Below are 26,595 nucleotides of genomic sequence, written 5' to 3' on the forward strand. Positions count from 1 at the left end.
TCTGAGGCGATTTCGATAGTTCCCTCACTTATAAATCCGCGCCTGAGAGCCGAGTATGAGAAAATGTTTCCGGTATTTGGGCCGACCGCCGCGCTCGCGCGCCAGCGGGACGCTGTGGCCCGCTCGCGCGACGGCGACCGAACCGACGCCTAGGAGTGGCCGGCACACCGAAGGGACGTATGCGTGATCTACTCGAAGCGGTCGCGGCCGGCGAGGTGAGTCCAGCCGAGGCCGAAGCGGAACTGGCGGGGTACGCGACGAGTGGCGCCGGACGGTTCGACGCGACACGGGAGTCCCGCTCGGGGGTCCCCGAAGCGATTCTCGGCGACGGGAAGACACCGGCAGAGGTCGCGGCGCTGGCCGAGACGGCCGTCGAGACGACCGGCCGGGCGATCGTGACCCGCATCGAAGCGCCAGCGGTCACGGCGGTCAGGGAGACGGTCGCCGACACGGCACCGGCGGCGACGCTCCGCTGGGACGAGCGCGCTCGCTGGCTCGTCGTGACCACGCCGTCGTTCGAGCGGCCGTCGCTTGATGCCACTGTCGGCGTCGTCACGGCCGGAACCTCCGATGCCGTCCCAGCCGGTGAAGCGGCGATGATTGTCGGCGAGATGGGTGCTGCGGTCACCCGGGTCGACGACGTCGGCGTCGCCAGCATGGCCCGAACTATCGACGCTGTCGACCGACTGCGCGACCAGGACGTCCTGATCGTCGCCGCCGGCCGGGAAGGCGCGCTCCCGACGGTCGTCGCAGGCCTGGTCGACGTTCCCGTGATCGGTCTCCCGGTCTCGACCGGCTACGGCCACGGCGGGAACGGCGAAGCCGCCCTCTCCGGAATGTTGCAGTCCTGTACGGCCCTCTCTGTCGTCAACGTCGACGCGGGGTTCACCGCCGGCGTCCAGGCGGGGCTGATCGCCCGCCAGATCGATGCTACACGGTGATCTGGTCGGGTGGCAACACCCACCAAACTAGTTGGGCACACGTGATTCAGGGGGTGGGCGCTAATGGAACACTGTCGGTGGTCGAACTGCCGACGAATACGATGACTGAATGTGACCACTGTGGCGCGCACGTCTCGGAACAGTTCGCCCGTGTGTTCGCTGACGAGCACGGACACATCCGGGCCTGCCCCAACTGTTCGGCGAACGCCGGGATCGCCGAAGTGTCGAGAGAGCGTGCCCGACAAGTGTAAGGCCCATCCATCCGCCGTATCGACCGATGACCAACTCGCAGCGCACGCAACATTACACCTACGTAGTTCGGTGCAGCGACGGAACCTTCTACACCGGATACACGACCGACGTCCAGCGCCGCGTGGCCGAACACGACGCCGGTGACGGGGCGAAGTACACGCGCGGACGGACCCCCGTCGAGTTGGTCCACGTCGAGGACTTCGAGAGCCGGTCGGCCGCGATGAGCCGGGAGCACGAGATCAAGCAGCTCTCACGGGACCGGAAAGAGGAGTTGGTCGACGAATCGACGACAGCATGACCCGCGGCCGGAACGCGTGAGCCACAGCGACGGGAGCTTTTTCCCCACCCGGGGCGCACTGCGGTGTATGGTATCAGACGGTGCTGCGGAGAAGGCTGCGGCCATCGAGTTCGGGACGGACGGCTGGCGGGCGACATTGGATACGTTCACGACGCCCCGCGTCCGGATGGTCGGACAGGCCGTCGCGACGGTCCTCGACGCCCGAGAGGAAACCCGTCCCGTTGCCGTCGGCTACGACGCCCGGGAGAGTTCGCGGGGGTTCGCCGAGGAACTCGCGCGGGTCATCTGTGCGAACGGGTTCGACGTGCTCCTCCCCGACCGGGACACGCCGACGCCCGTAGTCGCCTGGACGGTCCGTGACCGGGGCCTGGCGGGAGGGCTCCAGATCACGGCCAGTCACAACCCGCCGGAGTACAACGGCGTGAAGTTCCTCTCTGACGAGGGCGCGCCCGCGCCTCCGGACCTCACCGAGGAGATCGAGGCCGCGCTGGCCGAACCGGACCCGCTGCCCGAGGAGGAGTGGGGGTCCATCACCGAGGAGTCGCTCCTCGGGGACTACCGCGAACACGCACTCGACTACGCCGACGTCGATCTCTCGGGGCACGCCGTCGTCTACGACGCGATGCACGGCAGCGGCCGCGGCGTCACCGACGACCTGCTCGCCCGGGCCGGGGCGGACGTGACCGCGCTGCGTGACGACCTCGATCCGGAGTTCGGCGGGAATTCCCCGGAACCGACCGCCGGGAAGGTCGGCGAACTCATCGATCGAGTCGCCGACGGCGAGGGGGAGATCGGGATCGTCAACGACGGCGACGCCGACCGTATCGGCGTCGTCACGCCCGAACGCGGGTTCCTCGGGCCGAACCTCTTTTTCGCCGCGCTGTACGACTCCCTCCTCGAATCGCGGGACGGCCCGGTCGTCCGGACCGTCTCCTCGTCGAGCATCATCGACCGCGTCGCCGAGGCCCACGACGAGCCCGTCTTCGAGACCGCTGTCGGGTTCAAGTGGGTCGCCGAAGCGATGGCCGACAACGACGCCCTGCTGGGCGGCGAGGAGTCGGGCGGGTTCGGCCTGACAGACCACGTCCGGAACAAGGACGGCGTCCTGATGGCGCTGCTCGCGGTCGCAGCCGACAAGGCCGAACCGCTCGACGAGCGCGTCGACCGGTTGCTGGACGCTCACGGCGAGATCCACCAGAACCGCGTCAGCGTCGACTGCCCGGACGACCGGAAGGAGCCGGTGCTCGCGGAACTGGAGGAGTCCCTGCCCGAGTCGGTCGCGGGCGTCGCCGTCGACGGGATCAACACCGTCGACGGGTTCAAGATCCGACTGGCGGACGGGACCTGGCTGCTCGTTCGCCCCTCCGGGACCGAGCCGAAGCTCCGCGTCTACGCCGAAGCGGGTAGCAAAGACCGGGTTCAGGAACTGCTCTCGGCCGGCCGCGAGATCGTCACCCCGCTGGTGTGACTCACTCCGCCGGTCGGTAGACGCCTCGACAGCGGCCGGGCTCCTCCAGGGAGTCGACGGCAAAGCCCAGCGACTCGTAGAACGGCCGGACATCCACGTCGAACTCGGCGGTAAGGGAGATCCGGCGGTCGGCCGCAGTTTCTATCAGTGCCGTCCCGATCCCTTGCCCGCGTCGACGGCGGCGGACGGCGACGGCCTCGATGTGGCAACCGTCGAGGACGAGTGCGCCCAGCACCTGCCCGTCGTCGGAGACCGCGACGAGCGTCGCGTCACGACCGATGCTCGCGCGGACGGCCTCGACATCGACGGCCAGCACTGCGCCGTCGAGGACGTTCATCACCGAGGTGAGGTCCTCGGCGGTCGCGTCACGAACCTGCACGGGTCAACCCTCCCCCGCGGGTGTCGACATGGCCGTCTGTGGGACCTCGACGGGCAAAAACGGACGGGAGCGGCCGGACCAGCTCCGTCGTCCGATCCGTCTCCTGCGGTTTCTTGGTGCCCGGTGTGCAGGTCAGGATATGAATGCGAAGCGATCGGTCCGCGTGTCTGCCGCCCTCGTCGCCATCGGCGGGTTCCTCGCTTTGAGCGGTCCCTTCACGTCCCGGGCGTTTCCGGGGCTGCCGCTGGATAGCGTCTGGTTTTACGCCCTCGTCGGTGTGCTCCAGCTCGGGGGCGGCGTGGGGCTCCTCTGGACCATCGTCCGGGGAGACCTGGCCGAAAGCAACGAGTGATGGCTCACCCGCCCTTGATGAGTCGGACGACCGTGACGTGGTCACTGTCGACGGGCTGGTCGGTCGGGACCGTCCGATCCTCGACCATCACCGAGACGGCGTGTGGCGAGAGGTCCAGCGACTCCACCACCTCGGCGTAGGTGGCGTCCTCGCCGACGGCGACCTCGTGGGTCTCCTCGCCGGCCACCTCGACGGTGACGTGCATAGCCGTCCCTACTGGCATCGCCGGCTTGAGTGTGTCGGCTGGAGTCGCTCCCCTCGCTCTCGCCGGGACCGATAGCACGGCCGACTCCGCTGAACGGTTCGTTTAAGGGTAGCCCACACCTCCCCGGAGACATGAGCGAGGCCGACTCCGAGTCGCGGGCGGGGCGTGAGGAAGTGTGGATCGAGAAGTACCGCCCGGAGACCCTCGACGACGTGATGGGCCACGAGAACATCGTCGGCCGCCTCCAGAGCTACGTCTCCCGGAACGACCTGAGCCACATGTTGTTCTCGGGGCCAGCGGGCACCGGGAAGACGACCTGCGCGACCGCCATCGCCCGGGAACTGTACGGCGAGGACTGGCGCGAGCACTTCCTCGAACTCAACGCCTCCGACGAGCGGGGCATCGACGTGGTCCGGGACCGGATCAAGAACTTCGCCCGCACCAGTTTCGGCGGCCACGAGTACCGCATCATCTTCCTTGATGAGGCAGACGCCCTCACGTCTGACGCTCAGTCAGCGCTCCGCCGGACGATGGAGCAGTTCTCGAACAACGTCCGGTTCATCCTCTCGTGTAACTACTCCAGCCAGATCATCGACCCGATCCAGTCCCGGTGTGCGGTCTTTCGGTTCTCACCGCTGTCGGACGAGGCCGTCGGGGCCGAGATCCGCCACATCGCCGCCGAGGAGGGGATCGAACTGACAGACGATGGCCTGGACGCGCTGGTCTACGCCGCCGCCGGCGACATGCGCAAGGCGATCAACGGTCTCCAAGCAGCCTCGGTCAGCGGCGACGTGGTTGACGAGTCGGCGGTCTACACGATCACCGCCACTGCCCGCCCCGAAGAGATCCACGAGATGGTGCAGTCGGCGCTGGACGGCGATTTCACCGCCGCCCGGGCGACGCTCGACCGACTGCTCACGGAGGAGGGGATCGCCGGCGGCGACATCATCGATCAACTGCACCGCTCGATCTGGGAGTTCGACATCGACGACCGGGCGGCCGTCCGGGTCCTCGAACGGGTGGGCGAGACCGACTACCGGATCACCCAGGGGGCAAACGAACGGGTGCAACTGGAGGCGATGCTCGCCTCGCTCGCACAGTCGGAATGAGTGGCGATCGACCCCGGTTTCAGCGACTGAAATCCGGGGATTGACCGGTGAAACGTGTTCTGTCGTCGGCAACCCCCGGTACACTGAACACGCCTGACAAGGTATGAGAAGTCAGTTCTCACCGCTAATAATTGCGCACTGACCCTTATGATGATCGAGTAAGCAACTATCACATACTGAAATGTACGGTTCGACCAACCGGAGGGCAGGCGAGCGCGGCCAGGTCGGTATCGGGACGCTCATCGTCTTCATCTCGATGGTGTTGGTAGCGGCCATCGCGGCGGGTGTCCTCATCGATACGTCCGGCTACCTCCAGAGTTCCGCGGAGACGACCGGCGAACAGTCCAGTGACTCGACGACGAACCGGGTGGGAATCGTCAGCGCGACGGGGAGTCACTTCACGAACAAACAGGTCGGCGTGGTGAACCTCACGGTCAGACGGACGCCGGGGTCGGGACCGGTCGACCTCGGCCAGGCGACGGTCCAGTGGATCGGTCCGAGCGGTTCGTACTACCAACTCGCCGAGAGCGGCGCGTCCGGGAGTCCCGACGGCCGGTTCCTCGTGACGACGATCCAGGACGACGACGACTCACAGCCGGTTCTGGACGATTCCGAGGACAGGTTCAGGATCACGCTCGATCTCGGTGACTCCGACAACGTCGGTGCCACCGAGTTCGGCGAGGAACTGGACGAGGGCGAGACGGCGACGGTCCGGATCACCACCACCTCCGGGGCGACCACGACCGAGCGTATCGTCGTCCCCCAGACCCTCTCGGGCGGGTCCGCAGTCGCGGTGTAGCCCCCTTCGGAACAGTTTTACGCGAACGTGGGCCAACTGTACCCCAATGAGCGACCTCGACGAGGCCTATCGACTGGAGTACTTCGAAGAGGCGGGGTTTAGCCGCCAGGAGTGCTCGTCTTGTGGGGCCAGGTTCTGGGCGCGGACCCAGCGCGAGACCTGCGGCGAACCGCCGTGTGAGGAGTACGGGTTCATCGACGACCCCGGGTTCGACGAATCGTACACGCTCGAAGAGATGCGGGAGGTCTTCCTCTCCTTCTTCGAGGAACGGGACCACGAACGCATCGAGCCGTACCCGGTCGCGGCCAACCGCTGGCGCGACGACGTCTTGCTGACCCAGGCCTCTGTCTACGACTTCCAGCCGCTGGTCACCAGCGGGACGACGCCGCCACCGGCCAACCCGCTGTGTATCAGCCAGCCCTGTATCCGGATGCAGGACATCGACAACGTGGGTAAGACCGGCCGCCACACCATGGCCTTCGAGATGATGGCCCATCACGCGTTCAACGCCCGCGAGGACATCGAGGACCCCGAGCAGTACGCCTACGAGGGCGAGGTCTACTGGAAGGACGAGACCGTCCAGTACTGTGTCGAACTGTTCGAGGAACTGGGTGCCGACCCCGCGGAGTTGACCCTCATCGAGGACCCCTGGGTCGGGGGCGGCAACGCCGGCCCCGCCTTCGAGGTCATCTACAAGGGCGCGGAACTGGCGACGCTGGTGTTCATGTCCCTCGAACAGGACCCCGACGGCGAGTACGAGATGAAAGACGGAAACACGTACTCGGAGATGGACACCTACATCGTCGACACCGGCTACGGCCTCGAACGATGGACCTGGATGAGCCAGGGAACGCCGACGGTGTACGAGGCGATCTACCCCGAGATGATCGCCTTCCTCAAGGACAACGCCGGGATCGACCTCACGGACGAGGAAGCCACCATCGTCCACGACGCCGCGAAGCTGGCGGGTCACATGGACATCGACGAGGCCGAGGACATCGAGGCCGCCCGCGACGAGATCGCCGCCGAGGTCGGCGTCTCCGTCGCGGAACTCCGGGAACTGATCGAGCCCCTGGAGGAGATCTACGCCATCGCGGATCACTGCCGGACGCTGGCGTACATGCTCGGGGACGGCATCGTCCCCTCGAACGTCGGCACGGGCTATCTCGCCCGGATGGTTCTCCGCCGGACAAAACGGCTGGTCGACAGCGTCGGCGTCGACGCGCCGCTTGACGAACTCGTCGACATGCAGGCCGAGCGCCTCGACTACGAGAACCGCGACACGATCCGGGACATCGTCCGTACCGAGGTCGAGAAGTACCGCGAGACGCTGGATCGGGGTGGCCGCCGGGTCCGCCAGCTCGCTGACGAGTACGCCGAGTCCGGCGAGCCGATCCCGACCGAGGAACTGGTCGAACTGTACGACTCACACGGCATCCAACCCGATATGGTCGAGGAGATCGCCGCCGAACGCGGGGTCGCCGTCGACGTGCCCGACGACTTCTACTCGGTTGTCGCGAGCCGCCACGGCGGGGGCGAAGCGGCCGAGACAGGAGACGAGACGCCCTACGCCGACCGGCTGACCGAACTGCCGGACACCGACCGGCTCTACTACGAGGACCAGCAGCGTACGGAGTTCGAGGCCGTCGTCCTGGAGGTGTTCGATCGCGAGGACGGCGACTACGACGTGGTCCTCGACCAGACGATGTTCTACCCCGAAGGCGGTGGCCAGCCCCCGGACCACGGGACGCTGTCGACCGACGACATCACCGTCGAGGTGACCGATGTCCAGCGTTACAACGACGTGATCGTCCACACCTGTGACGACGACCCCGGGAAAGGCGAGTTCGTCCGCGGGCAGTTGGACGGGAACCGGCGCAAGCGCCTGATGCAACACCACACCGCGACCCACATCGTCATCCACAGCGCCCGGCAGGTGCTGGGCGAGCATATCCGGCAGGCCGGTGCCCAGAAAGGGACCGACTCGGCCCGGATCGACGTTCGCCACTACGACTCGATCGACCGCGAGCAGGTCAAACAGATCGAGTTGCTGGCCAACGAACTCGTCCAGGACAACGTCCCGGTCAACCAGCAGTGGCCCGACCGCCACGAGGCCGAGGAGGAACACGGCTTCGACCTCTATCAGGGCGGGATTCCAGCCGGCGAGCAGATCCGGCTGATCCAGATCGCCGAGGACGTCCAGGCCTGCGGCGGGACCCACGTTGCCCGGACCGGCGACATCGGGACGATCAAACTCCGAAACACCGAGCGCATCCAGGACGGGGTCATCAGGCTGACCTTCTCGGCCGGGAACGCGGCGATCGAATCGACCCACACCACCGAGGACGCGCTCGCCGAGGCCGCCGACGTGCTGGACGTGGCCCACGAGGAGGTCCCCGAGACGGCCGCCCGGTTCTTCGACGAGTGGAAGGCCCGCGGGAAAGAGATCGAGGACCTCAAAGAGCAACTGGCCGAGGCCCGCGCCTCCGGCGGCGCCGACGCCGAAGAGATCGACGTGGGCGAGACCACCGCGGTCGTCCAACGTATCGACGCGGATATGGAGGAACTCCGAGCACAGGCGAACGCCCTCGTCGAACAGGGGAAAATCGCCGTGCTGGGCTCCGGGCGGGAGGGCGCACAGTTCGTCGTCGCCGTCCCCGAGGGCGTCGGTGTCGACGCCGGCGAGGTCGTCGGTGAACTCGCCGGCCGCGTCGGCGGCGGTGGCGGCGGTCCCCCGGACTTCGCACAGGGCGGCGGCCCCGACGGGGACCGTCTCGACGACGCACTGGCGGACGCACCGGAGATCCTGCGGTCGGTTGCGGACGTCTAAGCGGGAGGGAAAGAACGAAACCCCTTCGTGTCGAACTGCCGACTATATGCCGTACTGTACGGCCTGCGGGGCCGCCGTCGACGACGCGGACACGTTCTGCCAGCAGTGTGGCCACGAACTGGGGACCCCACTCTCCGAGACGAACGCGGTGGACGGTGACAGTGACTCGGGACCGGACGAGAGCGACGAGGACCCCTTCGAGCGCGGGGCCGCCGGGTTCGCGCTGGGGTATCCGGTCCAGGACCGGTACGACCCGTTCCTGCTGGGGAGTGTCGTGAGCCTGCTGGGTGCGATCCTCCCACCCCTGCAGTTGTTCACCGTCGGCTACGCGGTCCAGTTGTCCCGCGGGGCCGCACGCGGGGACCGAACCCAGCCCCCCTTCGAGGGATGGCGGGACCTGCTCGTCGACGGGGGTCGGGCCACAGTCGCGCTCGTCGTGCTGTGGGGCGTCGTCGCCGCCCTCGGCGCGTCGTTGACCGCGATCCTGGCGGAAGCCGGTCTGGGCGGCTGGGACCCGCTTGTGCTCACGGGCGTCGGACTGGCCGGTCTCTACGTCACGCCGGCGGTACTGACGACGTGTGCGGCGACCGGTCGGGTGGGCGCGTCGTTCTCCCAGCAGTTCGCCGGCGCCGTCGCCTTCCGAGGGGCGTATCTGAAGGAGTTCGTCCTCTGGCTGGGACTGGCCCTCGTCGTCGGAGCGATCTGGCTCGCGTCCTGGTTTACCCTCGTCGGGCCGGCGTTCGTCTCGACGTACGGCCTCTATCTCTCGGGGGCGTTCTGGGGGTACCACTACCGCGAGGCAGCCCGCGACGGCGTCGTCCCGGCGCTGGCTCCCGAGACAACGGAGGCTGTCACGTCGCCCGACCACCGGGCGGAACTCGCCGAATCCCGCTGAGCCGGGCGACCGAAAGAGCCAGGCCCCTGTCCCGGGAACGGACCGACGATGCCGACAGCGACCAACCGCGGAGTCGACCTCTACTACGAGACCGACGGGGACGGACCCACCGTCGCCTTCGTCGGCGACGTGGGCTACGGCGCGTGGCTGTGGGGCTGGCACCACGACGCCGTCGCCGGCCCCTACGAGACGGTGGTGTTCGACCACCGGGGGACCGGCCGATCGGACGCTCCCGCAGGACCCTACGACGTGGGGACGCTCGCGGCCGATCTGGAGGCAGTGCTCGCCGACCACGGCGTCCGGTCGGCACACGTCGTCGGCGCCGGGCTCGGCGGGATGGTCGCGCTGCGGTACGCCCACGAGTACACCCGTGCGTCGACGCTGACGCTGTACTGTACGGCGGCCGACGGCGGCGATATCGACGCGGACGCCCTCGCAGAGCTCTCGCTGGACGACGGTCCCGAGGCGTCGCTTTCGGGTGCGTTCTCCGAGCAGTTCCGAACGGAGGCGGCCGATCTCCTCGACCGGATCACGGGGTGGCGCCGGGAGGAGGACGCGTCCGGCGACCCCTGGGAGGCACAGGCGGCGGCGATGACTGGGTTCTCGGCGCCGCCGCTGTACGAGGTGACCCTGCCGACGACGGTGTACTACGGCCTCGACGATCCGGTCGTGACTCCAGAGGCGGCGGAATCGCTAGCCGCTGCTCTGCCACGGGGGGACAGCGAGGCCGTCGAGGGGCGACACCTCTGTTTCGTCGAACACGCTCCCGCCGTCACCGACCGATTGCTGGCAACGCTCGATACCCACACCGACCACGAGGTTTAACAGCCGGGCTGTCGAGTCTCCCTGGTATGTCCCCGGACGACGATCCCTCCGACGACAGCGACCCCACCGAAGCGAGGGACGCCCCCCTCGACGAGGACGACTGGGTCGAGTTCGACGACGACAGCAACGGGCCGATAGACACCGACACCGGCGGCGAGACGGACGATAGCGGTGAACCGGACGACACCACGGCCGAATCCGGGACAGTCGAGACGGCACCGGCTGGGGAGAAGTACTGTCAGAGCTGCGGGACGACACTCGACGCCGACGCGAAGTTCTGCTCGGCGTGTGGAACGGAGCAGGCAGACGCCACAGCCGCCGGAAGCACCGCTGAATCGCCGAAAGACCGCGTCACCGCGGGCGTCCTGGGGATCCTGCTCGGCGGGCTGGGTGCCCACCACTTCTACCTGGGGAACGTCGGTATCGGCGTGTTGTACCTCTGTTTCTTCTGGACCGGCATCCCGGCGGTCGTAGGATTGATCGAAGGAATCCTCTATCTGTCCAAGACCGACCAGGAGTTCCAGCGCGCGTACGTCGACGACGAAGACGACGAAAGCGACGAGGACGGGGCGGAGTCGGTACACGAGAGCACGGCAGCGTCCGCGACAGCCGATGACGCCGAGAGCACCCGGATCGTCGACGGTCCCGACGACACCGACGATGGCCACTCCGAGTGACCGGACCGCGGAACTCCGGCGCGCACTCGCAGCGATGGCGCCGTACCTCCTCTCACACCACCGGGCCGACGAGCACTATCGATGCCACCGGCTTCGGATAGACGACCGCGAGGTCGCGGTCTGTGCCCGTTGTTCCGGCGTTTACCCCGGAATCGCCATCGGTACCCTCGCCGTCCTGTTCGGTGTCGGGGGCGGGCTGTGGGCGCCGCTGGTCGCGTTCGGGCCGGCGCCGGCACTGGCAGACTGGGCCGTGACGACGTTTACCGACCGTCGGGGCCACAACGCCGTCCGGACGGTGACCGGCGCAACCCTGGGACTGGCCTACGGCGTCGCCCTCCCGTGGGTCCTGACGACGGCGACGGTGTGGCCGGTGGCGGTCGCCGTCGGCTACGGCACGGCCGCGGCGGTCGGCCTCCGGCTGTCGGAGTGAGCGGCAAGTGCTGGGACGGATATGCAGGTTTTTACGCCTCGGGCGTCTGTCTTTCCGTGAATGAGTCTGCGTATCGCCCTGCTGAACGCGGCCCACGACGGCACGGCAAACCGCCGGAATTTCCGTCGGGAACTAGACGCCGACCTCGTGGAGTACGACGTCACCGAGCGCGAACTGCCCGAAGACTTCGCGTTCGACGGCTGTCTCGTCACCGGATCGCGGGCCTCCGTCTACTGGGACGAACCCTGGATCGCCGATCTGGAGTCGTGGGTTGGATCGGCCATCGACCGCGGGCTGCCGTTCCTGGGCGTCTGTTTCGGCCACCAGCTCCTGGCCGATACGCTGGGCGGCCGTGTCGAGCCGATGGACGACTACGAGATCGGCTACCGGACCGTCGAACACGACGGCGAGAACGATCTGCTCGACGGGGTTTCTGATTCCTTTACCGTGTTTACGACCCACTCGGACCACGTCGCACAGCTCCCGCCGGGTGCCGAACAGTTCGCCGAGAACGACTACGGCGTCCACGGCTTCCGGAAAGGACACGTCTTCTCCGTGCAGTTCCATCCGGAGTACGACACCGAGACCGCCGAGACGGTCACCTCGGGGAAGGACGAACTAGCCGACGAGCGCGTCCAGCGGGTCATCGACGGCATCACCGAGGAGAACTACCGGGCGGCCTGTGAGGCCAAACAGCTGTTCGAGAACTTCACGGAGTACGTTCGGACGGTCCAGTCCGACGCCACGCCAGGTCGGGGCGAAGTCGCCGCAGACGACGACTAACTCACTCGAACAGTCGGCTGACGAGCGCGTGCTCGACGGCCAACACCGAGACCGCCACGAGGATGATTCCTCCCTCCCGGAGCGACGGGAGAATCCCCAGTCCGACGATGAGCGTCGTCGCACACGCCGGCGCGTGGCGCGTGTCGGTCACGAGCATCCCGACGGTCGTCAACATCGCCGCGACGACGCCGCTTGCTGCCAGTCGCAGCGTCCCCGGTGCGCCGGCGGTCATGGAGGCCGTGATGACGACACCGCCGGCCACGGTGTGATAGGCGACGAGCCCGGCGGCGACCCCGACGGCGTGACCACCCAGGACCCGCCGGACCCGGCACGTCGGTGCAGACGGCTGCGTCGCGTAGAGGTACGCCGTCGGCCCGAGGCTTGGAAACAGGAACGGGAGCCCGCTGGCCCAGACGACGACGCCCAGCGCCGACAGGAGCGCACCGACTCGCCCCGTCTGTCTGGCCCACACTGCACGGTTCTGGCGTGTCACTGTAGCCAGCGTCAGGATCGCCACACTAAACGCTGACGTTCGCCCACAGGGTTTTGCGGCTGCGAACCGGCCGTCGGGTATGGACCGGCTGACGCTCGTGGTGGCGCTGTGCTGTCTCTCGGCCGGCTGTCTCGGCTTCGGCGGCCAACCGACGGTGCCGGGTCAGCCGATCTCGCTGTCGGTCGACAACCAGGCAGCCGAACCCTACGACGTGCGCGTCTCTATCGCACCCGAAGAGCCGACGGGCGTCGACATCCTCTACGCCAACGGGACCGTCCAGCGGCGTTCGCCGACCGTATTGACCGAGTCCGGGCCGTCGTCGCTGGGCTCAGTCGTCGACGCGCGTCTGGTCGGGGCAAACGTCACGAGCGAGGAGCTCCGGGTTCCGGCCAACAGCGGGATCGGCACGCAACTCCGGGACGAGCCCGGCGGCTCGTGGGTCTGGCTCGTCGTCCGGCGGACGACCGGCGACGATCGGATGCAACTCTGGACCCGGTTCCGGTGTCACCCCGACGCGACCACAGTCGAGGCGCGGTTGACGATCGGTGCCAACGACTCGACGGCGCTCGCGACGACCTGTCGCGGTTAGGTGAATCGACCGGTTTCGGCGCCACAGTCCGTACACAGCGTGACCAGCGCCTCCCGGTCGTCGGCGAACTCGATCCGGTTGGGTGTCCGCTCGCCACAGTCGTGACACTCGCGGCGCATCTCCGTCTCGCCGGCGTCGCGGGGTACACCCATCGCCAGCGCGACGACACGTTCCTCGCCCTCGTTGCGGCCCACTTGCCACTCGCCCGGCCCGAAGCGAACCGCCTCCTCCGCGCTGACGGTGACCGACCCGTCTTCAGTCTCGAAGGTCACGGTCCCACACTGGACGTAGAACACTTCCTCCTGGTCGGCGTGACGGTGGTAGCCAAAGCCAAAGGCGTCGCCGGGTGCGAGTTCGTAGTAGTTCAGTGCCGCGTGCTCGATACCCAGCGGGTCTGTCAGCGGGCGTTTGATCGCTGCCGGTCCCATGCGCGTTTCGGCGTCGTCGAGAGAACACTTTCGCATACACGGGGGTGTCGCCGCCGAGAGAAAAGCGTTGGCGGCCCGGTTACTCCCGCCGGTCGATGTCGAGTTGCTCGTCGAGTTCGTCCATCCAGTCGGCGTCTTCCAGTTCCGCCATCTGCTCGCGGAAGTGGGTCTTACAGACACCGACCTTCAGACCGTCTTTCTCGACGGCGATGTCGGCCTCGTCGTCACAGTAGTGACACTGCATACCCACCGGTTGTAGCCGGCCCACATTGAACCCTCGGATTCCGTGCGCCACCCGTCAGACACCGAGGGCAGGCCGGACCCGCTGCCAGGCCCGGTCGTCGAGTCCCGCGCCGCCGACGGTCTCGCCGTGAGCGTCGCTACCGCCGGTCGGGACGAGGTCGTAACGGTCGACGGCGCGCTCGATCCGCTCGGTGTCGACGGCGTGGTCGTAGGGGTACCACCGCTCGACAGCGTCGAGCGACGCACAGCGGGCCAGCGCGGCCTCGGTGTCCCCGTAGCGGAACGGGTGGGCCAGCCCGACGAGCCCACAGGCCTCCGCGAGCAGATCCCGCCCGCGCTCGAACGACGGGATCTCGCGGGCGACGAAGCAGGGGCAGTCGTTTCCGATGAGTTCCTCGAAGGCTTCCCCGTAGCTGTAGTCGCTGACCTCGGCGATGGCGCGGGCGATGTGTGGCCGACCGAGACCGTCACGTGGTTCGACCGGGAGTGGCACGCCCAGTCGGTCCTCGACACACTCGATGATCTGTCGGCCGCGCTCGCGGCGGTTCTGCTGGATGGTCGCACACGCCTCCCGGAGGTCATCGGTCGGGTCGACACCGTACCCCAGCAGATCCAATCGCTGATCGCCGGCGTCGACGCGGAGTTCGATCCCGTGGACGATCGTCAGTCCGTCCCGATCGGTCACTGGGCCGTTGAGATCGGGGTTGAGTCGGTCGTGGTCGGTGACAGCGACCGCCTCGACGCCGGCGGCCCGGGCAGCCTCCGGAAGCGTCGCCAGCGTGAGTGTCCCGTCGGAGCGCGTGGTATGGACGTGGAGATCCGCGACAACCATACAGACGACAGTTCCGCCGGGAAGGAAGACCCTTCGGCATGCTCCATGCGTGGTCTGTCCACACACGACGTGCGTTCATTATACGCATTAAGGAGTATTATGATTATAAATAGTGAAGGTTTATTATCTTCCGTTAACTTCCGGGATGTATGCGGATGCTAGCCGAGGCGACCGAGACGTACGATGCACAGACCTACCCGCTGACGACCGAGGAACTCATCGAAGCCGTCGGGGACACTACACTAGAGCTACCGAACGGGACCGAGACCTTAGCGGACGCGTTGGGTCGTCTCACCTCCGAGACCTACGAGACGCCGGAAGAGGCGCGGCTGGCGACGTACTCGGCGGTCTCCAGCAAGGCGATCGGGCGCAAGGGGTACTCGGACCGTGATCCCGTCGCGATGGGCGAAGGCGGCCCCGATCAGGTCTCGTTCTGACGCCGCTGCGGCCCCAGCACTCGTTTTTCGCCGACGGTATCAGAACCCGTAGTCGTCGTCCTGCATGGCCGGGTCCTGCTGGTCGGCGGCAGTCTGGCCGAACATCTGATCGTCCAGTTCGGACTCCGTCGACTCCTCGGTCGTGTTGTACGCCGAAACCCCACGCTTGAGAAGGTCTTCGATGGCCTGATCCTGATTGATGAACTCTCCCTGTTCGACGAGCCGTTCGATGTCGGTCACAGTCTGGTCCGACAGTGACACCTTGACTTTGCTCACAGTGGCCGGCTTATCGACTCTGGTATATAACTCCTGTTCCCATCGGGGGCGGAACAGTCACAGGTGTTTCTCCGAGCCCACAGTATAAGTGCCTACTCGTGGAACAGACGATATGGTCCAGATCGAGTTGACCGGCAGTCAACAGCGCACGCTCACGACGCTGGTCAACAGGCACCAGTCAGCCGACGGGCCGGTGAAGGGCCGCGTCATCGCCGACGAGATCGACCGCAACCTCGGTACCGTCCAAAACCAGATGCAGAGCCTCGCAGCACTGGGCTTGGTCGAGAGCGTCTCCGGACCCAGTGGCGGATACAAGCCGACCGAACTGGCCTACGATGCGATCGGTCGCGATTCGATGGACGACGCCGAGTCAGTGACGCTGGCTCACGACTTCGAGCGCGTCGACGTCACGGTCGAAGAGATCAACCTAACCGGGGTCCACCATCCCGAGGAGTGCCAGGCGCGGGTCCACCTTCAGGACCCCGTCTCGCAGTTCAGCGTCGGACAGGCCGTCGCGCTCGGTCCGACCCCGGTCGCGGGACTCGTCGTCGCCGGGACGGTCGTCGCCGTCGACGCGACGAACAACCAACTCGTCGTAGATGTTGCCCAGCTAGAGGCACCGGTCGAACCGCCGGAGTGAACGGCCGTCCGTCTCAGCGGTCCAGAAAGTCGGGTTTGTCGACGCGCTCGGTGCTGTCGACCTCCTGCCTGTCGAGCAGTTCCGAGGGTTCGAGTGCTTCCGGAAGGCCGTCCCGGCCGCCGGTCGGCATCTCGTCCTCGGCGATATAGGTCTTCTCGCCGTTGACCAGATCCTCCCAGACGGCAGTCCCGTCGGCGTCGGTGGTCTCTGCGATCTCTGCTGCCTCGTTGCGGCCCTCGTCGTAGGCCAGTTCGACCAGACTCTTCTGGTAGGCCGATCCCATCTCGGCGTAGATGCGCTCGAGTTCCTCCCGGTTGTACTCGCCGAGTCGCTCGGCGACACCGATAGCGTAGGCGCGCTCGGTCGCCTCGTCCTTATCGATGGTCTCCCAGTCGGTATCGAACTCGCGCGCGTAGCGGCTCATGACTCGACCTTCTGGTCGGGCAGGACCCGCAGGCCCTCGTCCGAGAACTGGATCTGGCGGATGTCACAGTCGATGGCAGTCCCACGCATCTTGATCACCTGGAGGCCTCGTGTCATGCTACCGCCCTCCAAAAAGTTGTGGAAGAAGATGACCCCGTGGGCGAGGTAGTGTTCGTCGCTGTACGAGGAGGGATCGGTCATCTCCGAGATGAGCAGCGTCGTCGCCTCGGTTTGTTTCAGCGCCGAGAGGAACCCGGTGATCTCGTCGCCGACATCGTTCATGAAATGCTGGAGGAGCATCGTCGAGTCGATGACGACCCGTTCGATGTCGTTCTGTCTGATGTAGGCGACGAGTCGGTTGGTCAATCCGCCCTCCGAGCCGAACTGTGTGATCGTCCGTTTCCCGTTCTCGGTCACGAGGTTGAGAAACTGGACGGCGTCGGACTGGATCGCCCGGTCGAAACCGAACTCGTAGCCCGACATGTCCTGCATCAGTTCGGTCTTCGTCTCGTGCATCGTCACGTAGAGACAGGAGTCCCCTTCCTTCGCTCCTTGTGTGATAAACTGCGAACAGAACGTCGTCTTTCCGCTCCCTGGAGGGCCGCTGACGACGTACAGGCGGTCGGTCAAGAGCCCCCCCTCGACGAGTTCGTCGAATCCGGGGACACCGCTGGAGATGCGCATACCTCCAGTCTGAGCACGTTTCGGCATATGCTTTCACGTTCTGTTCTCAGTGGTGATAACTCATTCGCCTGTTTCACCTGCCGCGCTCGCCGGAGGAGCAGTCGCCAGCGCCAACAGTCGCCCGGTGCCGGCTTCGTCGAACCGCATGGGACGGCGCCACCACGGCCCCTTTCCCGAGTCCGAGGACAGGTCCGTGACGAGGTGGTTCGCCTCGGTGCCGCCGTCGGGTGTCGAGAGCGGGACGACCGTCTCGTAGAGTTGCGACGCCGCCGGGTCCCCCAACACGAGGACCCGGGCGTCGACGGACTCCCGTTTGACGTGGGCGTTCGAGTCGAAGACGGCCTGTTCCTCGGCGGACAGCTCCCGGTAGCCCTCGCCGGTCACCGCGTCCCGGGCCAGCCGGAAGTGACCGACGACGTAAGCACCCCACTCGGGCGGTGCCCAGGCCGTCCCCTCGTCGACCGTCGAGAGCGTCGCGTAGAAAAAGAGGTAGTCGCCGGCCGACAGTTCCGAGAGCGGGCCGGCTTTCACCCCGTGTTCGTCGCCGTAGGTATAGCGGTCACCGCCGGCTTCGAGGAACTCCGGATCGAAGTGGACTGGCCGGTCGGCGACCGCGGAGACGTCCGTCTCCAGGTCGAGGTCGGCGTAGGTCGGGACGGGTTCGGCCGTCGGCTCGGACTCGGGAATCGGGATATACTCGAAGGAGCCGTCGGGGAACACGGGACCGCGGAAGCCGGGTTCGTTGGTGTTGGCCCCGATGTTGATGGCGACGCTGCGCATGGGTGCAGTTCGGGACGGTCGAGCAAGTGCCTATTGGAGCGAGGCCGCACAGGACCGGCAGTACCGGACCATCCGGTGGCCGTCGTTGCGGGTCCCACACTCGGGGCAGGGGACAACTTCGCCCGGCGCCGATCCTCCCGCCGGTTCGACTGGGGCGCTTCCGTGACCGGCGCCGGCCGGGGTCGACTCGGGGGACTCACTCGACGTACCGCGGTGCTGGAAGTAGTGGTACAGGAGGAGTTGCACGAGCCCGAACGTGACCACGTACGCGATGAGCCAGCCCCACAGTTGCATACCACGACTGAACGGGTGGCGATCACTTCGGTGTTCGGCCCTGGATATCAGATGTGATACTCAGACGAGTCACTTCGGCGGCCGCAGATCGCGCTGGAACTCGTCGAAGACGTCGAGGTTGTCCGGGAGGTCGTAGTCGAGTTCTCGTTCGCTGCGACGATCGACGTTGGCATCTTCGAGCGGGTCCGCGACCGACTCCCATCCGTCCTTGATCGCGATCGACTTCGCGGGCGTGCCGGCGGCGATGTGGTGGGCGGGGATGTCCTTGCCGGCGATCGATTTGGCGGCCAGGATCGCGTTCTCGCCGACGCGGACGCCGGCCCGGACCATCGAATCGTAGGTCAGGCGTACGTCGTCCTCGATGATCGTGTGGAAGTTGTCGATATGAGTCTGGTCGACCGCGTCGTGGTCGTGGCTGTAGACGTGTGTGTCGTCCGAAATCGAGACCCGATCGCCGATGGTGAGTTTTCCGCGGTCGTCGAGGTGGACGTCGTCGTGGATGACGACGTTGTCGCCGACCTCGATGTTGTGGCCGTAGGTGAAAGAGATCCCCTTGAAAAAGCGACAGTCGTCGCCACAGGACTCGAAGAGATGGTCGGCGAGCATCCGCCGGAACCGCAGTGCGAACTCGACGTTGTCAGCCATCGGGGTGGCGTCGAACTGGCGCCAGAGCCACTGGAGGTGTTTCGAGCGTTTGAACTTCTCCTCGTCTTTCTCCGCGTAGTACTCGCTCTCCAGTGTGGTGTTACAGGGGTCGTATCCCTGGAGTCGAACGCGTTCGGCCGGCGAGACGTCGCCGCCGGACTGCCAGCGCTCGTAGGCGTCCCGATCGCCGTGGAGATCGACCAGGACATCGGTGACCACGTCGCAGGTGTCCTCCTCGCTCGACAGTCGCTCGTCGACCTCCTGGATGAAACTCCGGAGCCCCTCCTCGGCGGCCGGCGGCAGCGAGACGTGGCGTTTCGTCATGGACGAACAATCGGTACGGTCGCAGATATGGGTTTCCGTTACCAGTTCGGTACCCGGTGACACCGGTGTTACGACAGCACCTCACACAGTTTCTCGGCGTTTCTGCCGACAGTATAAGAGCGGGGCGACCGACGACCCGGTATGGTCAGGTCGGATTTCATCATGGAGATCCGCGGCTACATGATCAACCCACGCGAGAAGCGCTTGCGGGCGCTCTGGCGGGTCGTCCTCTGGTTCTTCGTGGCCGCGTTCGGTGCGATCGTCTTCGCCGGCACCCTCTCACAGCTGGTGAATCCGGCTTCGTTTGGTCCGGAACTCCGGGCGAGCTTCGTCGCTGTCCGACAGATCGCCGTCTATGCCGGGCTCACCGCCATCGCGATCGGTGTCGGGTATCTGCTCGACCGGCGCTACCTCTCGGACTACGGGCTGGGATTCGACCGCCAGTGGTGGCGCGACGCCGCCTTCGGCCTCGGGCTGGGGGTCGGACTCCCGACGCTGTTTCTCCTCGGGCAACTCGCGGCCGGCCTCCTGACGGTGACTGGTCTCCTCGTGACCGGGCCGTCCGACACCTTCGCGTTCGGGCCGCTAGGAGCGGTCGAGCGGCTCGCACTCCTCGGACTGTTTTTCGTCGTCCAGGCCTCCGCCGAAGAGATCGTCGTCCGGGGCTACCTGCTGACCAACGCCGCCGAGGGACTGGCCGGGACTCTCGGGAAGTGGCGCGCGGTCGTCGTCACGACGGTCGCGACCGGCGTCCTGTTCGGCGTCCTGCACGCGGCCAACCCCAGCTCCTCGCTGCTCAGCGTCGCGAACATCACGCTGTACGGTATCCTCCTTGGCGGGTGTTACGTCCTGACTGGCCGGCTGGGGATCGCTTGTGGGTTCCACGTCGCCTGGAACTTCACCCTCGGGCTGTACGGATTCCCGGTCAGCGGCCTGCGGACGGGCGCGGCGCTGGTCGGGACGCGGGCGACCGGCTCGGCGGTCCTGACCGGCGGCTCGTTCGGCCCCGAGGGCGGGCTGATCGCGCTCGTCGGCCTCCTGCTCGGGACGCTTGCACTCGCCTGGTGGGTCGGCCGGGAGTACGGCGACGTCGCCGTCCGCGAGGCCGTCGCGACCCCGACGCTGCGGTACGCGATCCGGGAGAACCACGAGCGATAAGTGTCCTGCGGCCCAACGCCCGGCTATGAAATACGACACGCTCGGGACGACTGACGTCGAGGTCTCCCAGGTCGGTTTCGGTGCCTGGGTCGTCGGAACCGACTGGTGGGGCGACCGGACACGCGAGGACGCCGTCGGGATGATCGACCACGCCGTCGAGCAGGGCGTGAGCTACTTCGATACTGGAGACGTCTACGGCCACGGTGACAGCGAGGAGATCGTCGGCGAGGCACTCGCCGACCGCCGGGACGAGGTGACCGTCAGCACGAAGATCGGCTACGACTTCTACAACAACCCACAGGCCGGCCACGGCGAACTCCCAAAGAAGGTCACGCCGGAGTGGATTCACACGGCGACCGACCGCTCGCTGGAGCGCCTGGACATGGAGTACGTCGACCTGCTGATGCTCCACAACGCCAACGTCGAGGAGGTCGACGAGGACGTCCTCGAAGCCCTGGACGAACTCCGCGAGCAGGGGAAAGTCGAGGCGATCGGCTGGGCGCTCGGCCCCTCGATCGGCTGGCTGGCCGAGGGAGACGCCGCCGTCGCCAACGAGTTCGACGCCCTCCAGACCGTCTTCAACCTCTTCGAGCAGACGCCGGGTCGACACTTCGTCGAGACGATCCGCGAGCACGGCTCCGATACCTCGATCATCGCCCGCGTGCCCCACTCCTCGGGACTGTTGAACGAGCAGGTCACGCCCGAGACCGAACTGGGGAAGGGTGACCACCGCGCCCACCGGCCCGACGAGTGGTACGAGACCGGCTGGGAGAAAGTAGAGTCCATCCGGTTCTTGGAACATGACGGCGAGCGCACGATGGGCCAGGCCGCCATCCAGTGGCTGCTGGCCCACGACGAGGTGGCCTCGGTCACGCCGACGTTCCGGACGACCGCCGACATCGACGAGTGGGCCGGGGCGCCCGATACCCCGCCGCTCAGCGACGCGGAGTTCGACCGGGTCCAGGAACTGTACGCCGACAACTTCGGCATCGACCGCGACGACGGGATGGACGCCCTGCGGTCCTCTGTCGGCGGCGAAGACCTGGAGGGAACCGGGATGAAATCGGCGAGCGACTAACCGAGGCCGTTCCATCGCCGACCCGCGACAGCCGGCAGCGATACCCGACAGTGAGTGATGACTGAGATCCGAGTAGGTGTGCCCGCCGCGACCGGAATCTGCAGACGAGACGCGACCCTCAGTCAACTCGTCTGATCCCCGTCACGTCTCCCGGTTTTCGTCGATAACCCCCCTGTTTCGTCAGGAGATGTATCGCCGTCGTGCGGTTTCTACGCATGGGGATTACTTTCACCCCGGTGCGTCAGACGGACGAAAGACGCCAGACGGCGACCGGTTCGAGATGAAACGAAGGGGTTCGGGGACGGGTCACACGGTCACGTCCCTGTCGCCGCTACGCGCGCCACGCCAGTGAGGGTGAACATCGCGCCGCCGTCGGGGCTCTGACCGACCTGGAGCTCCCAGCCATGGGCCTCCGCGACCCGTTGGACGATCGTGAGCCCCAGTCCGGTGCCACCGCCCTGTTTGTCCGTCGTGAACCCGTCTTCGAGGATCTGCTCGCGCTCGTCGGGTGGCACGCCGGGTCCGTCGTCGCTCACGGCGAAGCCGTCCTCGTGATGGCTAAGCGTAACGGTCACGTCCGGGCCGGCGTGGTCGAGCGCGTTCCGGAAGAGGTTCTCCAGGAGCTGCGTCAGCAGTGACGCGTCGGCCATGATCGTCGCATCCGATTCGACGTGGAGCGTCCCGGCATCGGTCGTGACGTGGGACCAGGCGGCCCAACCACAGGTTTCGAGGTCGACGGGTTCGAGCGTGTCGAGGTCGCTCTTGCGGGCAATCAACAGCGCGTCGTCGATGATGTCTTTCATCCGTTCGAGCGAGCGCTCGATCACCGGCGCGTGAGCGTCGTCCTCGACCATCTCGGAACGGGCGAGCGCTACCGACAGCGGGTTCTGGAGGTCGTGGCTGAGGATGCCCGCGACCAGCTCCAGCGTGTCGTTGCGGTCACTGACCTCCTGTTCGGCCAGGTGACGGTCGGTGATGTCAGTGTGACTGACGAGGACGCGTTCCTCCTCGTCGAAGGTGAAGGCCGTCACACGCATCCTGAACCACCGTTGTTTGTCCGGGGAGTGACAGGGATACTCGAAGGAGAACTCCGTCATCCCGCCGTCGACGACCGCCTCGATCCCCTCGACGGCGGCGGTCGCCGTCTCGTCGTCGGAGCGCCGGCAGACGTCGAGGTAGTCGACCCCGACCATGTCACCACCCACTTCGAACCCGTTGTCGAGCCCGAACTCTCGCCAGGATCGGTTCGTCGCCAGGATCGTTCCGTCGGAGTCAAGAACCGCAAGCTGATCGGGTATCTCGTCGAACACTGCCGCTGCAAGCCGATCACTTGTCCCCAGGTCGTCACTCACACGCGCCCATACGCACCAGAAGTAAAAATAGCACGTGGCTGCCGACGACCTTACTCGTTCATCAGGCCGCCTTCCTCGACGCGCATGACGCCCTCGCCGTCCGGGAGGTTCGGTGCGTCGACCAGTTTGACGATGCGTTTGTTCCCCTTGGACTTCCGGAGGTACATCCGGAACGTCGACGTGTGACCCAGAATGTTTCCGCCGATCGGCTGAGTCGGGTCGCCGAAGAACGAATCGGGATTGGAGGCGACCTGGTTGGTGACGACGACGGCGGTGTTGTTGAGGTCACCGACGCGCATCAGGTCGTGGAGGTGTTTGTTGAGTTTCTGCTGGCGTTCGGCCAGTTCCCCACGGCCGACGTACTCCGCCCGGAAGTGGGCCGTCAGGGAGTCGACGGCGAGCAGGCGCACCGGGAACTCGTCTTCCTGGGTCTCGCTGGCGATCTCCTGGGCTTTCTCGGCCAGCAGGATCTGGTGGTTGGAGTTGAACGCCTTCGCGACGTGGATCTTCTCGAGGACGGAGTCGACGAGCGCGTCGAACAGCGCCTCGTCCGTGGCGTCGGCCTCGCCTTCCTCGGCGATGCCGTGGAGGACCATCGTGTCCTCGATGACCTCGTCGTCCTGGCCGTCGACCATCTGTTCGATCCGTTCGGGACGGAAGGTGTCCTCGGAATCGATGAAGATGGCGCTCCCCTCTAACCCGCCGTGTTCGGCCGGGAGCTGGACGTTGACGGCCAGTTGGTGTGTTACCTGGGACTTGCCGGCCCCGAACTCGCCGTACACTTCGGTGATCGACTGGGTCTCGACGCCACCGCCGAGCAGATCGTCGACCTCGTCGACGCCCCAGGAGAGCTTCCCGATCTGCTCACGCCGTTCCAGCACCGTCGATCCGGTCTCGAACCCGCCGATATCGGCAGCTTCGCGGGCGGCGTTGATGATGTCGGCGGCCGACGACTCGCCGATGTCAGCCGTGTTCGACAGTTCGCCGGGGGAGGCGACGGCGATCCCCTGGTAGGAGTCGAAACCGTTGTCTTTGAGTTTCTCTGCTGTCGCCGGGCCGACGCCGGGCAGGTCTTCGAGGTCCTCACTTGCGGACATAGACGTGGGTTGCGCCCGGTGGCACATAAACCCACGTTAACAGGGGAGTGAAAGTGAAACAGCCGGACAGAACTCCGACCGACCGGATCGATATCGGGAGGTTTAGAAGGAAAGAGGAGTCCGACCGGCGGCCTCAGAGCCGACCGCTCCCGACGTAGACCAGGGCGAGGCCCCCGACGACGATGAGCGCGCCGGCCTGGAGCCCCGTCAGCGAGAGGAGGTCCTGTCCGAACTCGCCGGCGAGCAAGAGCGCGAGCGCGCCGGCCGACACGAGCGGGCGCTTCGCCAGCGTCCGGACGAACGCCCGTGCCGACCAGTAGAGGTTGTCGAGAGATGATCGGACGATGGCCGTCGGTCGTCGGTCCCCGTCGGGATTCTCGGCCCGCTCGAAGCCCGCGAGCGAGTCGGCGGGGACGGTCACGACTGCGCCAGTGTTCGCCCGCCGCCCGTCGGCGTCGCTCACGCGCAGGAGCGTGATCTCGTCGCCGACACCGACGACTCGGTAGATACCCGCCGGATAGTCGGCTGTCGTCGGGCGGAGGTGGTCGTAGACCGTGGGGCTCGTGTCGCTCATCTCACTCCCACGGGTGGTTCCCGACCCGGTCGGGCCACAGCGGATACCAGTACTCCTTATCGGCCTCGACGGTGAGTTCCCCGTCGAGGTTGCTCTCCAGTTTGAACTCCGCAGTGGTATCCCGTTCGTGGTCACGGTCCGGGTCCGGAGCGAACGGGTAGTAGGCCCCGCGGCGGAACGAGTACACCCAGTAGACCGGGTCGAAGTTCCGGTCGCTCTCGAAACCGAACAGCGCCGCGAGTAGCCGCGATCCGTAGCGGCGCTCGATGAGCGTATCCGCGGCGAAGTGGATCGACGTGACGAGATCCTCGAAGTCGTCGTCGTGGAGGACGACCCACTGGTAGCCGTGGTCGTCCTCGGTGAACTCCACCTCGGTGCCGGTCTCCCGGGCGCCGGCGTCTAAGATCTCCCGGACCTCCTGTTTGGCGTCCCGGAAGTCCGTACTGTCGACGTCACCGAAACAGAGCGCGGCGTCCCCGGTGGCCTCGTAGCCCAGGCCCGCCTCCATCGTGATGTAGGCCGTCGACATCCCGAACAGATCGTCGGGGTCAGCCTCACGGGTGGCGTCGGCCTCGGCTTTCACGCCGAGGACGCTTTTGAGTCCGTCGAGCAGTCCCATACCACTACGTCGTCGGCCGGGGATAAGGCGGTTTTCGTCTACACGTTCGTACCAAAGGCGGGCCTACCGCCCTTCCAGTTCCCGTTCGAGGTCCCGCAGGCGGTCGATCCGTTTCTCGGTCGAGGGGTGGGTACTGAACAGTCGGCCGAGCCAGCCACTCCGGATCGGGATGATGAAGAAGGCGTTCATCTCGGCCTCGCTGCGGAGGTCGTCCTTGGGGACGTTCTCCATGCCGCTGTCGATCTTCATGAGCGCGGTCGCCAGCGCCGAGGGCTTGCCCGTGATGACCGCGGCCCCGCGGTCGGCGGCGTACTCCCGATAGCGGGAGAGCGCCCGGATGAGCAGGAACGAGACGATCCAGACGACCAGCGAGGCCAGGATGGCGACGATGACCGGAGCACCTTGCTGGCCACCCCGATCTCGACCGCCGGCGAACAGCCAGCCCCACCGGACGATGAGGAAGGCGATCGTCGAGAGGAACGAGGCGATGGTCATCACCATCACGTCGCGGTTCTTGACGTGGGCGAGTTCGTGGGCGATGACGCCCTCCAGTTCCTCCTGATCGAGCGTGTTCATGATCCCCGTCGTCACGCAGACGGCCGCGCTCTTTTTCGACCGGCCCGTTGCGAAGGCGTTGGGGACTCGCGAGTCGGCGACGGCGACTTTCGGCTTCGGGAGGTCCGCCTGCTGTGAGAGGCGTTCGACCGCCCGGTGGAGCTCCGGGTACTCGTCGGGGTCGACCTCACGGGCACCCATCGAGTACAGCGCCAGTTTGTCGCTGAAGAAGAACTGTGCGCCCATGAACAACCCCATGATGAGGACGATCGACGAGAGCCGCGTGAAGTAGAGGCTGAGGAGCCCGATGAAGACGATGTACAGGACGAACAACAGAAACATCGTCAGGACCATCCGACCGCGGAGCCCCCAGTCCGTTTTCCACTGCATGAACGGGCGTAGGCAGTCGACACTCTAAAACCCCGCTATCGTGAGATAGTCACACACAACCGGGACCGCAGGCATTTGTGCGCCCGACACGGACCCCGTCCATGACCGAAACCGCTCTCGTCACCGGCGGCCGCGGCCGCTCGGGCCGCTGGATCTGTGACCGGCTCGCCGGCGAGTACGACGTCGTCTGCGTCGACCTGGACCACCCCGGATGGGAGGTCAGCGAGCGCGACCGCCTCACGTGGCGGGCCGCTGACGTGACCGACGGCGGCGAGGTCCCCGCGGAGTGTGAACTGGAGGGCGAGCAGTCGGCGCTCTCGACGGCCAAAGCCCGCAGTCTGCTGGAGTGGGAACCCGAACACGACTGGCGGACGGCCGGCGACGCCGAGGTCAGCGAACCGAGCCTGCCGGTGGAGTAACGGGCCCGAACGAACCGGTAGC

Annotated in this window: 36 protein-coding genes; 19 read left to right on the plus strand and 17 right to left on the minus strand. The window is 66.4% G+C overall.

What is annotated here, in order from left to right; genetic code table 11:
* Positions 1 to 179 precede the first annotated feature (179 nt).
* The 4 genes from larB to VJ109_RS06975 all read left to right on the plus strand — a co-directional run bounded on the left by larB (position 180) and on the right by VJ109_RS06975 (position 2,959).
* A complete protein-coding gene (gene larB, locus VJ109_RS06960) occupies positions 180 to 941 on the plus strand; it encodes a nickel pincer cofactor biosynthesis protein LarB (RefSeq protein ID WP_324760066.1) in 762 nt (253 codons plus the stop codon).
* Between the two features lie 101 nt (positions 942 to 1,042).
* Positions 1,043 to 1,192: a DUF7563 family protein gene (locus VJ109_RS06965; protein ID WP_324760068.1), complete on the plus strand. Its 150-nt coding sequence runs from the start codon at positions 1,043 to 1,045 to the stop codon at positions 1,190 to 1,192.
* 26 nt (positions 1,193 to 1,218) lie between these two features.
* Positions 1,219 to 1,491, plus strand: a complete 273-nt coding sequence (locus VJ109_RS06970) for a GIY-YIG nuclease family protein (protein ID WP_324760069.1) — start codon at positions 1,219 to 1,221, stop codon at positions 1,489 to 1,491.
* 67 nt (positions 1,492 to 1,558) lie between these two features.
* The gene (locus tag VJ109_RS06975) at positions 1,559 to 2,959 is read left to right on the plus strand and encodes a phosphoglucomutase/phosphomannomutase family protein (RefSeq protein ID WP_324760070.1); all 1,401 of its coding nucleotides are present in this window, start codon (positions 1,559 to 1,561) and stop codon (positions 2,957 to 2,959) included.
* Between the two features lies 1 nt (position 2,960).
* On the opposite strand, the gene VJ109_RS06980 is transcribed toward VJ109_RS06975, so the two are convergent.
* A complete protein-coding gene (locus VJ109_RS06980; protein ID WP_324760071.1) occupies positions 2,961 to 3,338 on the minus strand; it encodes a GNAT family N-acetyltransferase in 378 nt (125 codons plus the stop codon).
* A gap of 139 nt (positions 3,339 to 3,477) precedes the next feature.
* Here VJ109_RS06980 and VJ109_RS06985 point away from each other — a divergent pair, with 139 nt between their 5' ends.
* On the plus strand, positions 3,478 to 3,690 hold the full coding sequence (locus VJ109_RS06985) for a hypothetical protein (protein ID WP_324760073.1): 213 nt from the start codon (positions 3,478 to 3,480) through the stop codon (positions 3,688 to 3,690).
* A 4-nt stretch (positions 3,691 to 3,694) separates the two neighbouring features.
* On the opposite strand, the gene samp2 is transcribed toward VJ109_RS06985, so the two are convergent.
* Complete coding sequence (samp2, locus tag VJ109_RS06990) at positions 3,695 to 3,895, minus strand: ubiquitin-like small modifier protein SAMP2 (RefSeq protein ID WP_324760075.1); 201 nt, start codon at positions 3,893 to 3,895, stop codon at positions 3,695 to 3,697.
* Between the two features lie 131 nt (positions 3,896 to 4,026).
* Here samp2 and VJ109_RS06995 point away from each other — a divergent pair, with 131 nt between their 5' ends.
* From VJ109_RS06995 to VJ109_RS07030, 8 genes are all read left to right on the plus strand, one after another.
* A complete protein-coding gene (locus VJ109_RS06995; RefSeq protein ID WP_324760077.1) occupies positions 4,027 to 5,004 on the plus strand; it encodes a replication factor C small subunit in 978 nt (325 codons plus the stop codon).
* A 181-nt stretch (positions 5,005 to 5,185) separates the two neighbouring features.
* The gene (locus tag VJ109_RS07000; protein ID WP_324760078.1) at positions 5,186 to 5,803 is read left to right on the plus strand and encodes a flagellin; all 618 of its coding nucleotides are present in this window, start codon (positions 5,186 to 5,188) and stop codon (positions 5,801 to 5,803) included.
* Between the two features lie 46 nt (positions 5,804 to 5,849).
* Positions 5,850 to 8,633, plus strand: coding sequence for an alanine--tRNA ligase (alaS, locus tag VJ109_RS07005; protein WP_324760079.1), 2,784 nt, complete (start codon positions 5,850 to 5,852; stop codon positions 8,631 to 8,633).
* Between the two features lie 46 nt (positions 8,634 to 8,679).
* Positions 8,680 to 9,528 (plus strand): DUF4013 domain-containing protein, encoded by an 849-nt coding sequence (locus VJ109_RS07010; protein ID WP_324760080.1) that lies wholly within the window; start codon positions 8,680 to 8,682, stop codon positions 9,526 to 9,528.
* 48 nt (positions 9,529 to 9,576) lie between these two features.
* Positions 9,577 to 10,353 (plus strand): alpha/beta fold hydrolase, encoded by a 777-nt coding sequence (locus tag VJ109_RS07015; RefSeq protein WP_324760081.1) that lies wholly within the window; start codon positions 9,577 to 9,579, stop codon positions 10,351 to 10,353.
* A 26-nt stretch (positions 10,354 to 10,379) separates the two neighbouring features.
* Positions 10,380 to 11,030, plus strand: a complete 651-nt coding sequence (locus VJ109_RS07020; RefSeq protein ID WP_324760082.1) for a zinc-ribbon domain and TM2 domain-containing protein — start codon at positions 10,380 to 10,382, stop codon at positions 11,028 to 11,030.
* Positions 11,014 to 11,460 (plus strand): DUF2085 domain-containing protein, encoded by a 447-nt coding sequence (locus tag VJ109_RS07025; RefSeq protein ID WP_324760084.1) that lies wholly within the window; start codon positions 11,014 to 11,016, stop codon positions 11,458 to 11,460. The genes VJ109_RS07020 and VJ109_RS07025 overlap by 17 nt, the downstream gene beginning before the upstream one ends.
* A gap of 60 nt (positions 11,461 to 11,520) precedes the next feature.
* Positions 11,521 to 12,243: a type 1 glutamine amidotransferase gene (locus VJ109_RS07030; protein WP_324760085.1), complete on the plus strand. Its 723-nt coding sequence runs from the start codon at positions 11,521 to 11,523 to the stop codon at positions 12,241 to 12,243.
* 1 nt (position 12,244) lies between these two features.
* Here the strand turns inward: VJ109_RS07030 and VJ109_RS07035 are convergent, their stop codons facing one another.
* On the minus strand, positions 12,245 to 12,736 hold the full coding sequence (locus tag VJ109_RS07035; protein WP_324760087.1) for an HPP family protein: 492 nt from the start codon (positions 12,734 to 12,736) through the stop codon (positions 12,245 to 12,247).
* A gap of 79 nt (positions 12,737 to 12,815) precedes the next feature.
* Between VJ109_RS07035 and VJ109_RS07040 the strand changes: the two genes are divergently transcribed.
* Complete coding sequence (locus VJ109_RS07040) at positions 12,816 to 13,325, plus strand: hypothetical protein (protein WP_324760088.1); 510 nt, start codon at positions 12,816 to 12,818, stop codon at positions 13,323 to 13,325.
* Here the strand turns inward: VJ109_RS07040 and VJ109_RS07045 are convergent.
* Genes VJ109_RS07045 through VJ109_RS07055 form a run of 3 tightly spaced genes read right to left on the minus strand, consistent with a single transcriptional unit; the run spans position 13,322 to position 14,828 of the window.
* The gene (locus tag VJ109_RS07045) at positions 13,322 to 13,789 is read right to left on the minus strand and encodes a cupin domain-containing protein (protein WP_324760089.1); all 468 of its coding nucleotides are present in this window, start codon (positions 13,787 to 13,789) and stop codon (positions 13,322 to 13,324) included. The two genes, VJ109_RS07040 and VJ109_RS07045, sit on opposite strands and share 4 nt — an antisense overlap.
* A 43-nt stretch (positions 13,790 to 13,832) precedes the next feature.
* Positions 13,833 to 13,997 carry a DUF6757 family protein gene (locus VJ109_RS07050; protein WP_276179021.1) on the minus strand — a complete coding sequence of 55 codons (165 nt, stop codon included), beginning with the start codon at positions 13,995 to 13,997 and terminating at the stop codon, positions 13,833 to 13,835.
* A 54-nt stretch (positions 13,998 to 14,051) separates the two neighbouring features.
* Complete coding sequence (locus tag VJ109_RS07055; RefSeq protein WP_324760092.1) at positions 14,052 to 14,828, minus strand: PHP domain-containing protein; 777 nt, start codon at positions 14,826 to 14,828, stop codon at positions 14,052 to 14,054.
* A 155-nt stretch (positions 14,829 to 14,983) separates the two neighbouring features.
* Here VJ109_RS07055 and VJ109_RS07060 point away from each other — a divergent pair, with 155 nt between their 5' ends.
* On the plus strand, positions 14,984 to 15,265 hold the full coding sequence (locus VJ109_RS07060) for a DUF5789 family protein (RefSeq protein ID WP_434737276.1): 282 nt from the start codon (positions 14,984 to 14,986) through the stop codon (positions 15,263 to 15,265).
* A gap of 39 nt (positions 15,266 to 15,304) precedes the next feature.
* On the opposite strand, the gene VJ109_RS07065 is transcribed toward VJ109_RS07060, so the two are convergent.
* The gene (locus VJ109_RS07065) at positions 15,305 to 15,541 is read right to left on the minus strand and encodes a DUF7120 family protein (protein WP_276179015.1); all 237 of its coding nucleotides are present in this window, start codon (positions 15,539 to 15,541) and stop codon (positions 15,305 to 15,307) included.
* 112 nt (positions 15,542 to 15,653) lie between these two features.
* Between VJ109_RS07065 and VJ109_RS07070 the strand changes: the two genes are divergently transcribed.
* Positions 15,654 to 16,181 carry a TrmB family transcriptional regulator gene (locus VJ109_RS07070; protein WP_324760095.1) on the plus strand — a complete coding sequence of 176 codons (528 nt, stop codon included), beginning with the start codon at positions 15,654 to 15,656 and terminating at the stop codon, positions 16,179 to 16,181.
* A gap of 13 nt (positions 16,182 to 16,194) precedes the next feature.
* Here VJ109_RS07070 and VJ109_RS07075 read toward each other — a convergent pair whose 3' ends face one another.
* The 5 genes from VJ109_RS07075 to VJ109_RS07095 form a co-directional block, all read right to left on the minus strand.
* Positions 16,195 to 16,605 (minus strand): DUF8057 family protein, encoded by a 411-nt coding sequence (locus tag VJ109_RS07075; protein WP_324760096.1) that lies wholly within the window; start codon positions 16,603 to 16,605, stop codon positions 16,195 to 16,197.
* On the minus strand, positions 16,602 to 17,288 hold the full coding sequence (locus VJ109_RS07080) for an RAD55 family ATPase (protein WP_324760097.1): 687 nt from the start codon (positions 17,286 to 17,288) through the stop codon (positions 16,602 to 16,604). Before VJ109_RS07080 ends, VJ109_RS07075 begins: the two co-directional genes overlap by 4 nt.
* Positions 17,289 to 17,348: 60 nt before the next feature.
* Positions 17,349 to 18,068 (minus strand): Nmad3 family putative nucleotide modification protein, encoded by a 720-nt coding sequence (locus VJ109_RS07085; protein ID WP_324760099.1) that lies wholly within the window; start codon positions 18,066 to 18,068, stop codon positions 17,349 to 17,351.
* Between the two features lie 30 nt (positions 18,069 to 18,098).
* Positions 18,099 to 18,362, minus strand: coding sequence for a DUF7577 domain-containing protein (locus VJ109_RS07090; protein WP_324760100.1), 264 nt, complete (start codon positions 18,360 to 18,362; stop codon positions 18,099 to 18,101).
* A 69-nt stretch (positions 18,363 to 18,431) separates the two neighbouring features.
* Positions 18,432 to 19,331 (minus strand): acyltransferase, encoded by a 900-nt coding sequence (locus VJ109_RS07095; RefSeq protein WP_324760102.1) that lies wholly within the window; start codon positions 19,329 to 19,331, stop codon positions 18,432 to 18,434.
* Between the two features lie 141 nt (positions 19,332 to 19,472).
* Here VJ109_RS07095 and VJ109_RS07100 point away from each other — a divergent pair, with 141 nt between their 5' ends.
* Both VJ109_RS07100 and VJ109_RS07105 read left to right on the plus strand, forming a co-directional pair.
* Positions 19,473 to 20,489 (plus strand): CPBP family intramembrane glutamic endopeptidase, encoded by a 1,017-nt coding sequence (locus VJ109_RS07100; protein WP_324760103.1) that lies wholly within the window; start codon positions 19,473 to 19,475, stop codon positions 20,487 to 20,489.
* Between the two features lie 25 nt (positions 20,490 to 20,514).
* The gene (locus tag VJ109_RS07105; RefSeq protein ID WP_324760104.1) at positions 20,515 to 21,567 is read left to right on the plus strand and encodes an aldo/keto reductase; all 1,053 of its coding nucleotides are present in this window, start codon (positions 20,515 to 20,517) and stop codon (positions 21,565 to 21,567) included.
* Positions 21,568 to 21,881: 314 nt separating this feature from the next.
* Here the strand turns inward: VJ109_RS07105 and VJ109_RS07110 are convergent, their stop codons facing one another.
* From VJ109_RS07110 to htpX, 5 genes are all read right to left on the minus strand, one after another.
* Positions 21,882 to 22,919, minus strand: coding sequence for a PAS domain-containing sensor histidine kinase (locus VJ109_RS07110; protein WP_324760105.1), 1,038 nt, complete (start codon positions 22,917 to 22,919; stop codon positions 21,882 to 21,884).
* 50 nt (positions 22,920 to 22,969) lie between these two features.
* Positions 22,970 to 24,016, minus strand: a complete 1,047-nt coding sequence (gene radA, locus VJ109_RS07115) for a DNA repair and recombination protein RadA (RefSeq protein WP_324760107.1) — start codon at positions 24,014 to 24,016, stop codon at positions 22,970 to 22,972.
* A gap of 133 nt (positions 24,017 to 24,149) precedes the next feature.
* Entirely contained in the window at positions 24,150 to 24,590 is a 441-nt protein-coding gene (locus tag VJ109_RS07120; RefSeq protein ID WP_324760108.1) for a hypothetical protein, read from the minus strand.
* Between the two features lies 1 nt (position 24,591).
* Positions 24,592 to 25,209: a PspA-associated protein PspAB gene (gene pspAB, locus VJ109_RS07125; RefSeq protein ID WP_324760109.1), complete on the minus strand. Its 618-nt coding sequence runs from the start codon at positions 25,207 to 25,209 to the stop codon at positions 24,592 to 24,594.
* A 63-nt stretch (positions 25,210 to 25,272) separates the two neighbouring features.
* Entirely contained in the window at positions 25,273 to 26,154 is an 882-nt protein-coding gene (gene htpX, locus VJ109_RS07130) for a zinc metalloprotease HtpX (protein ID WP_324760111.1), read from the minus strand.
* Positions 26,155 to 26,255: 101 nt separating this feature from the next.
* Between htpX and VJ109_RS07135 the strand changes: the two genes are divergently transcribed.
* The gene (locus VJ109_RS07135) at positions 26,256 to 26,573 is read left to right on the plus strand and encodes an NAD-dependent epimerase/dehydratase family protein (protein WP_324760112.1); all 318 of its coding nucleotides are present in this window, start codon (positions 26,256 to 26,258) and stop codon (positions 26,571 to 26,573) included.
* Positions 26,574 to 26,595 lie beyond the last annotated feature (22 nt).

This window comes from Haloarcula montana, from assembly GCF_035666295.1.
GTDB classification, from domain to species: Archaea; Halobacteriota; Halobacteria; order Halobacteriales; family Haloarculaceae; genus Haloarcula; species Haloarcula montana.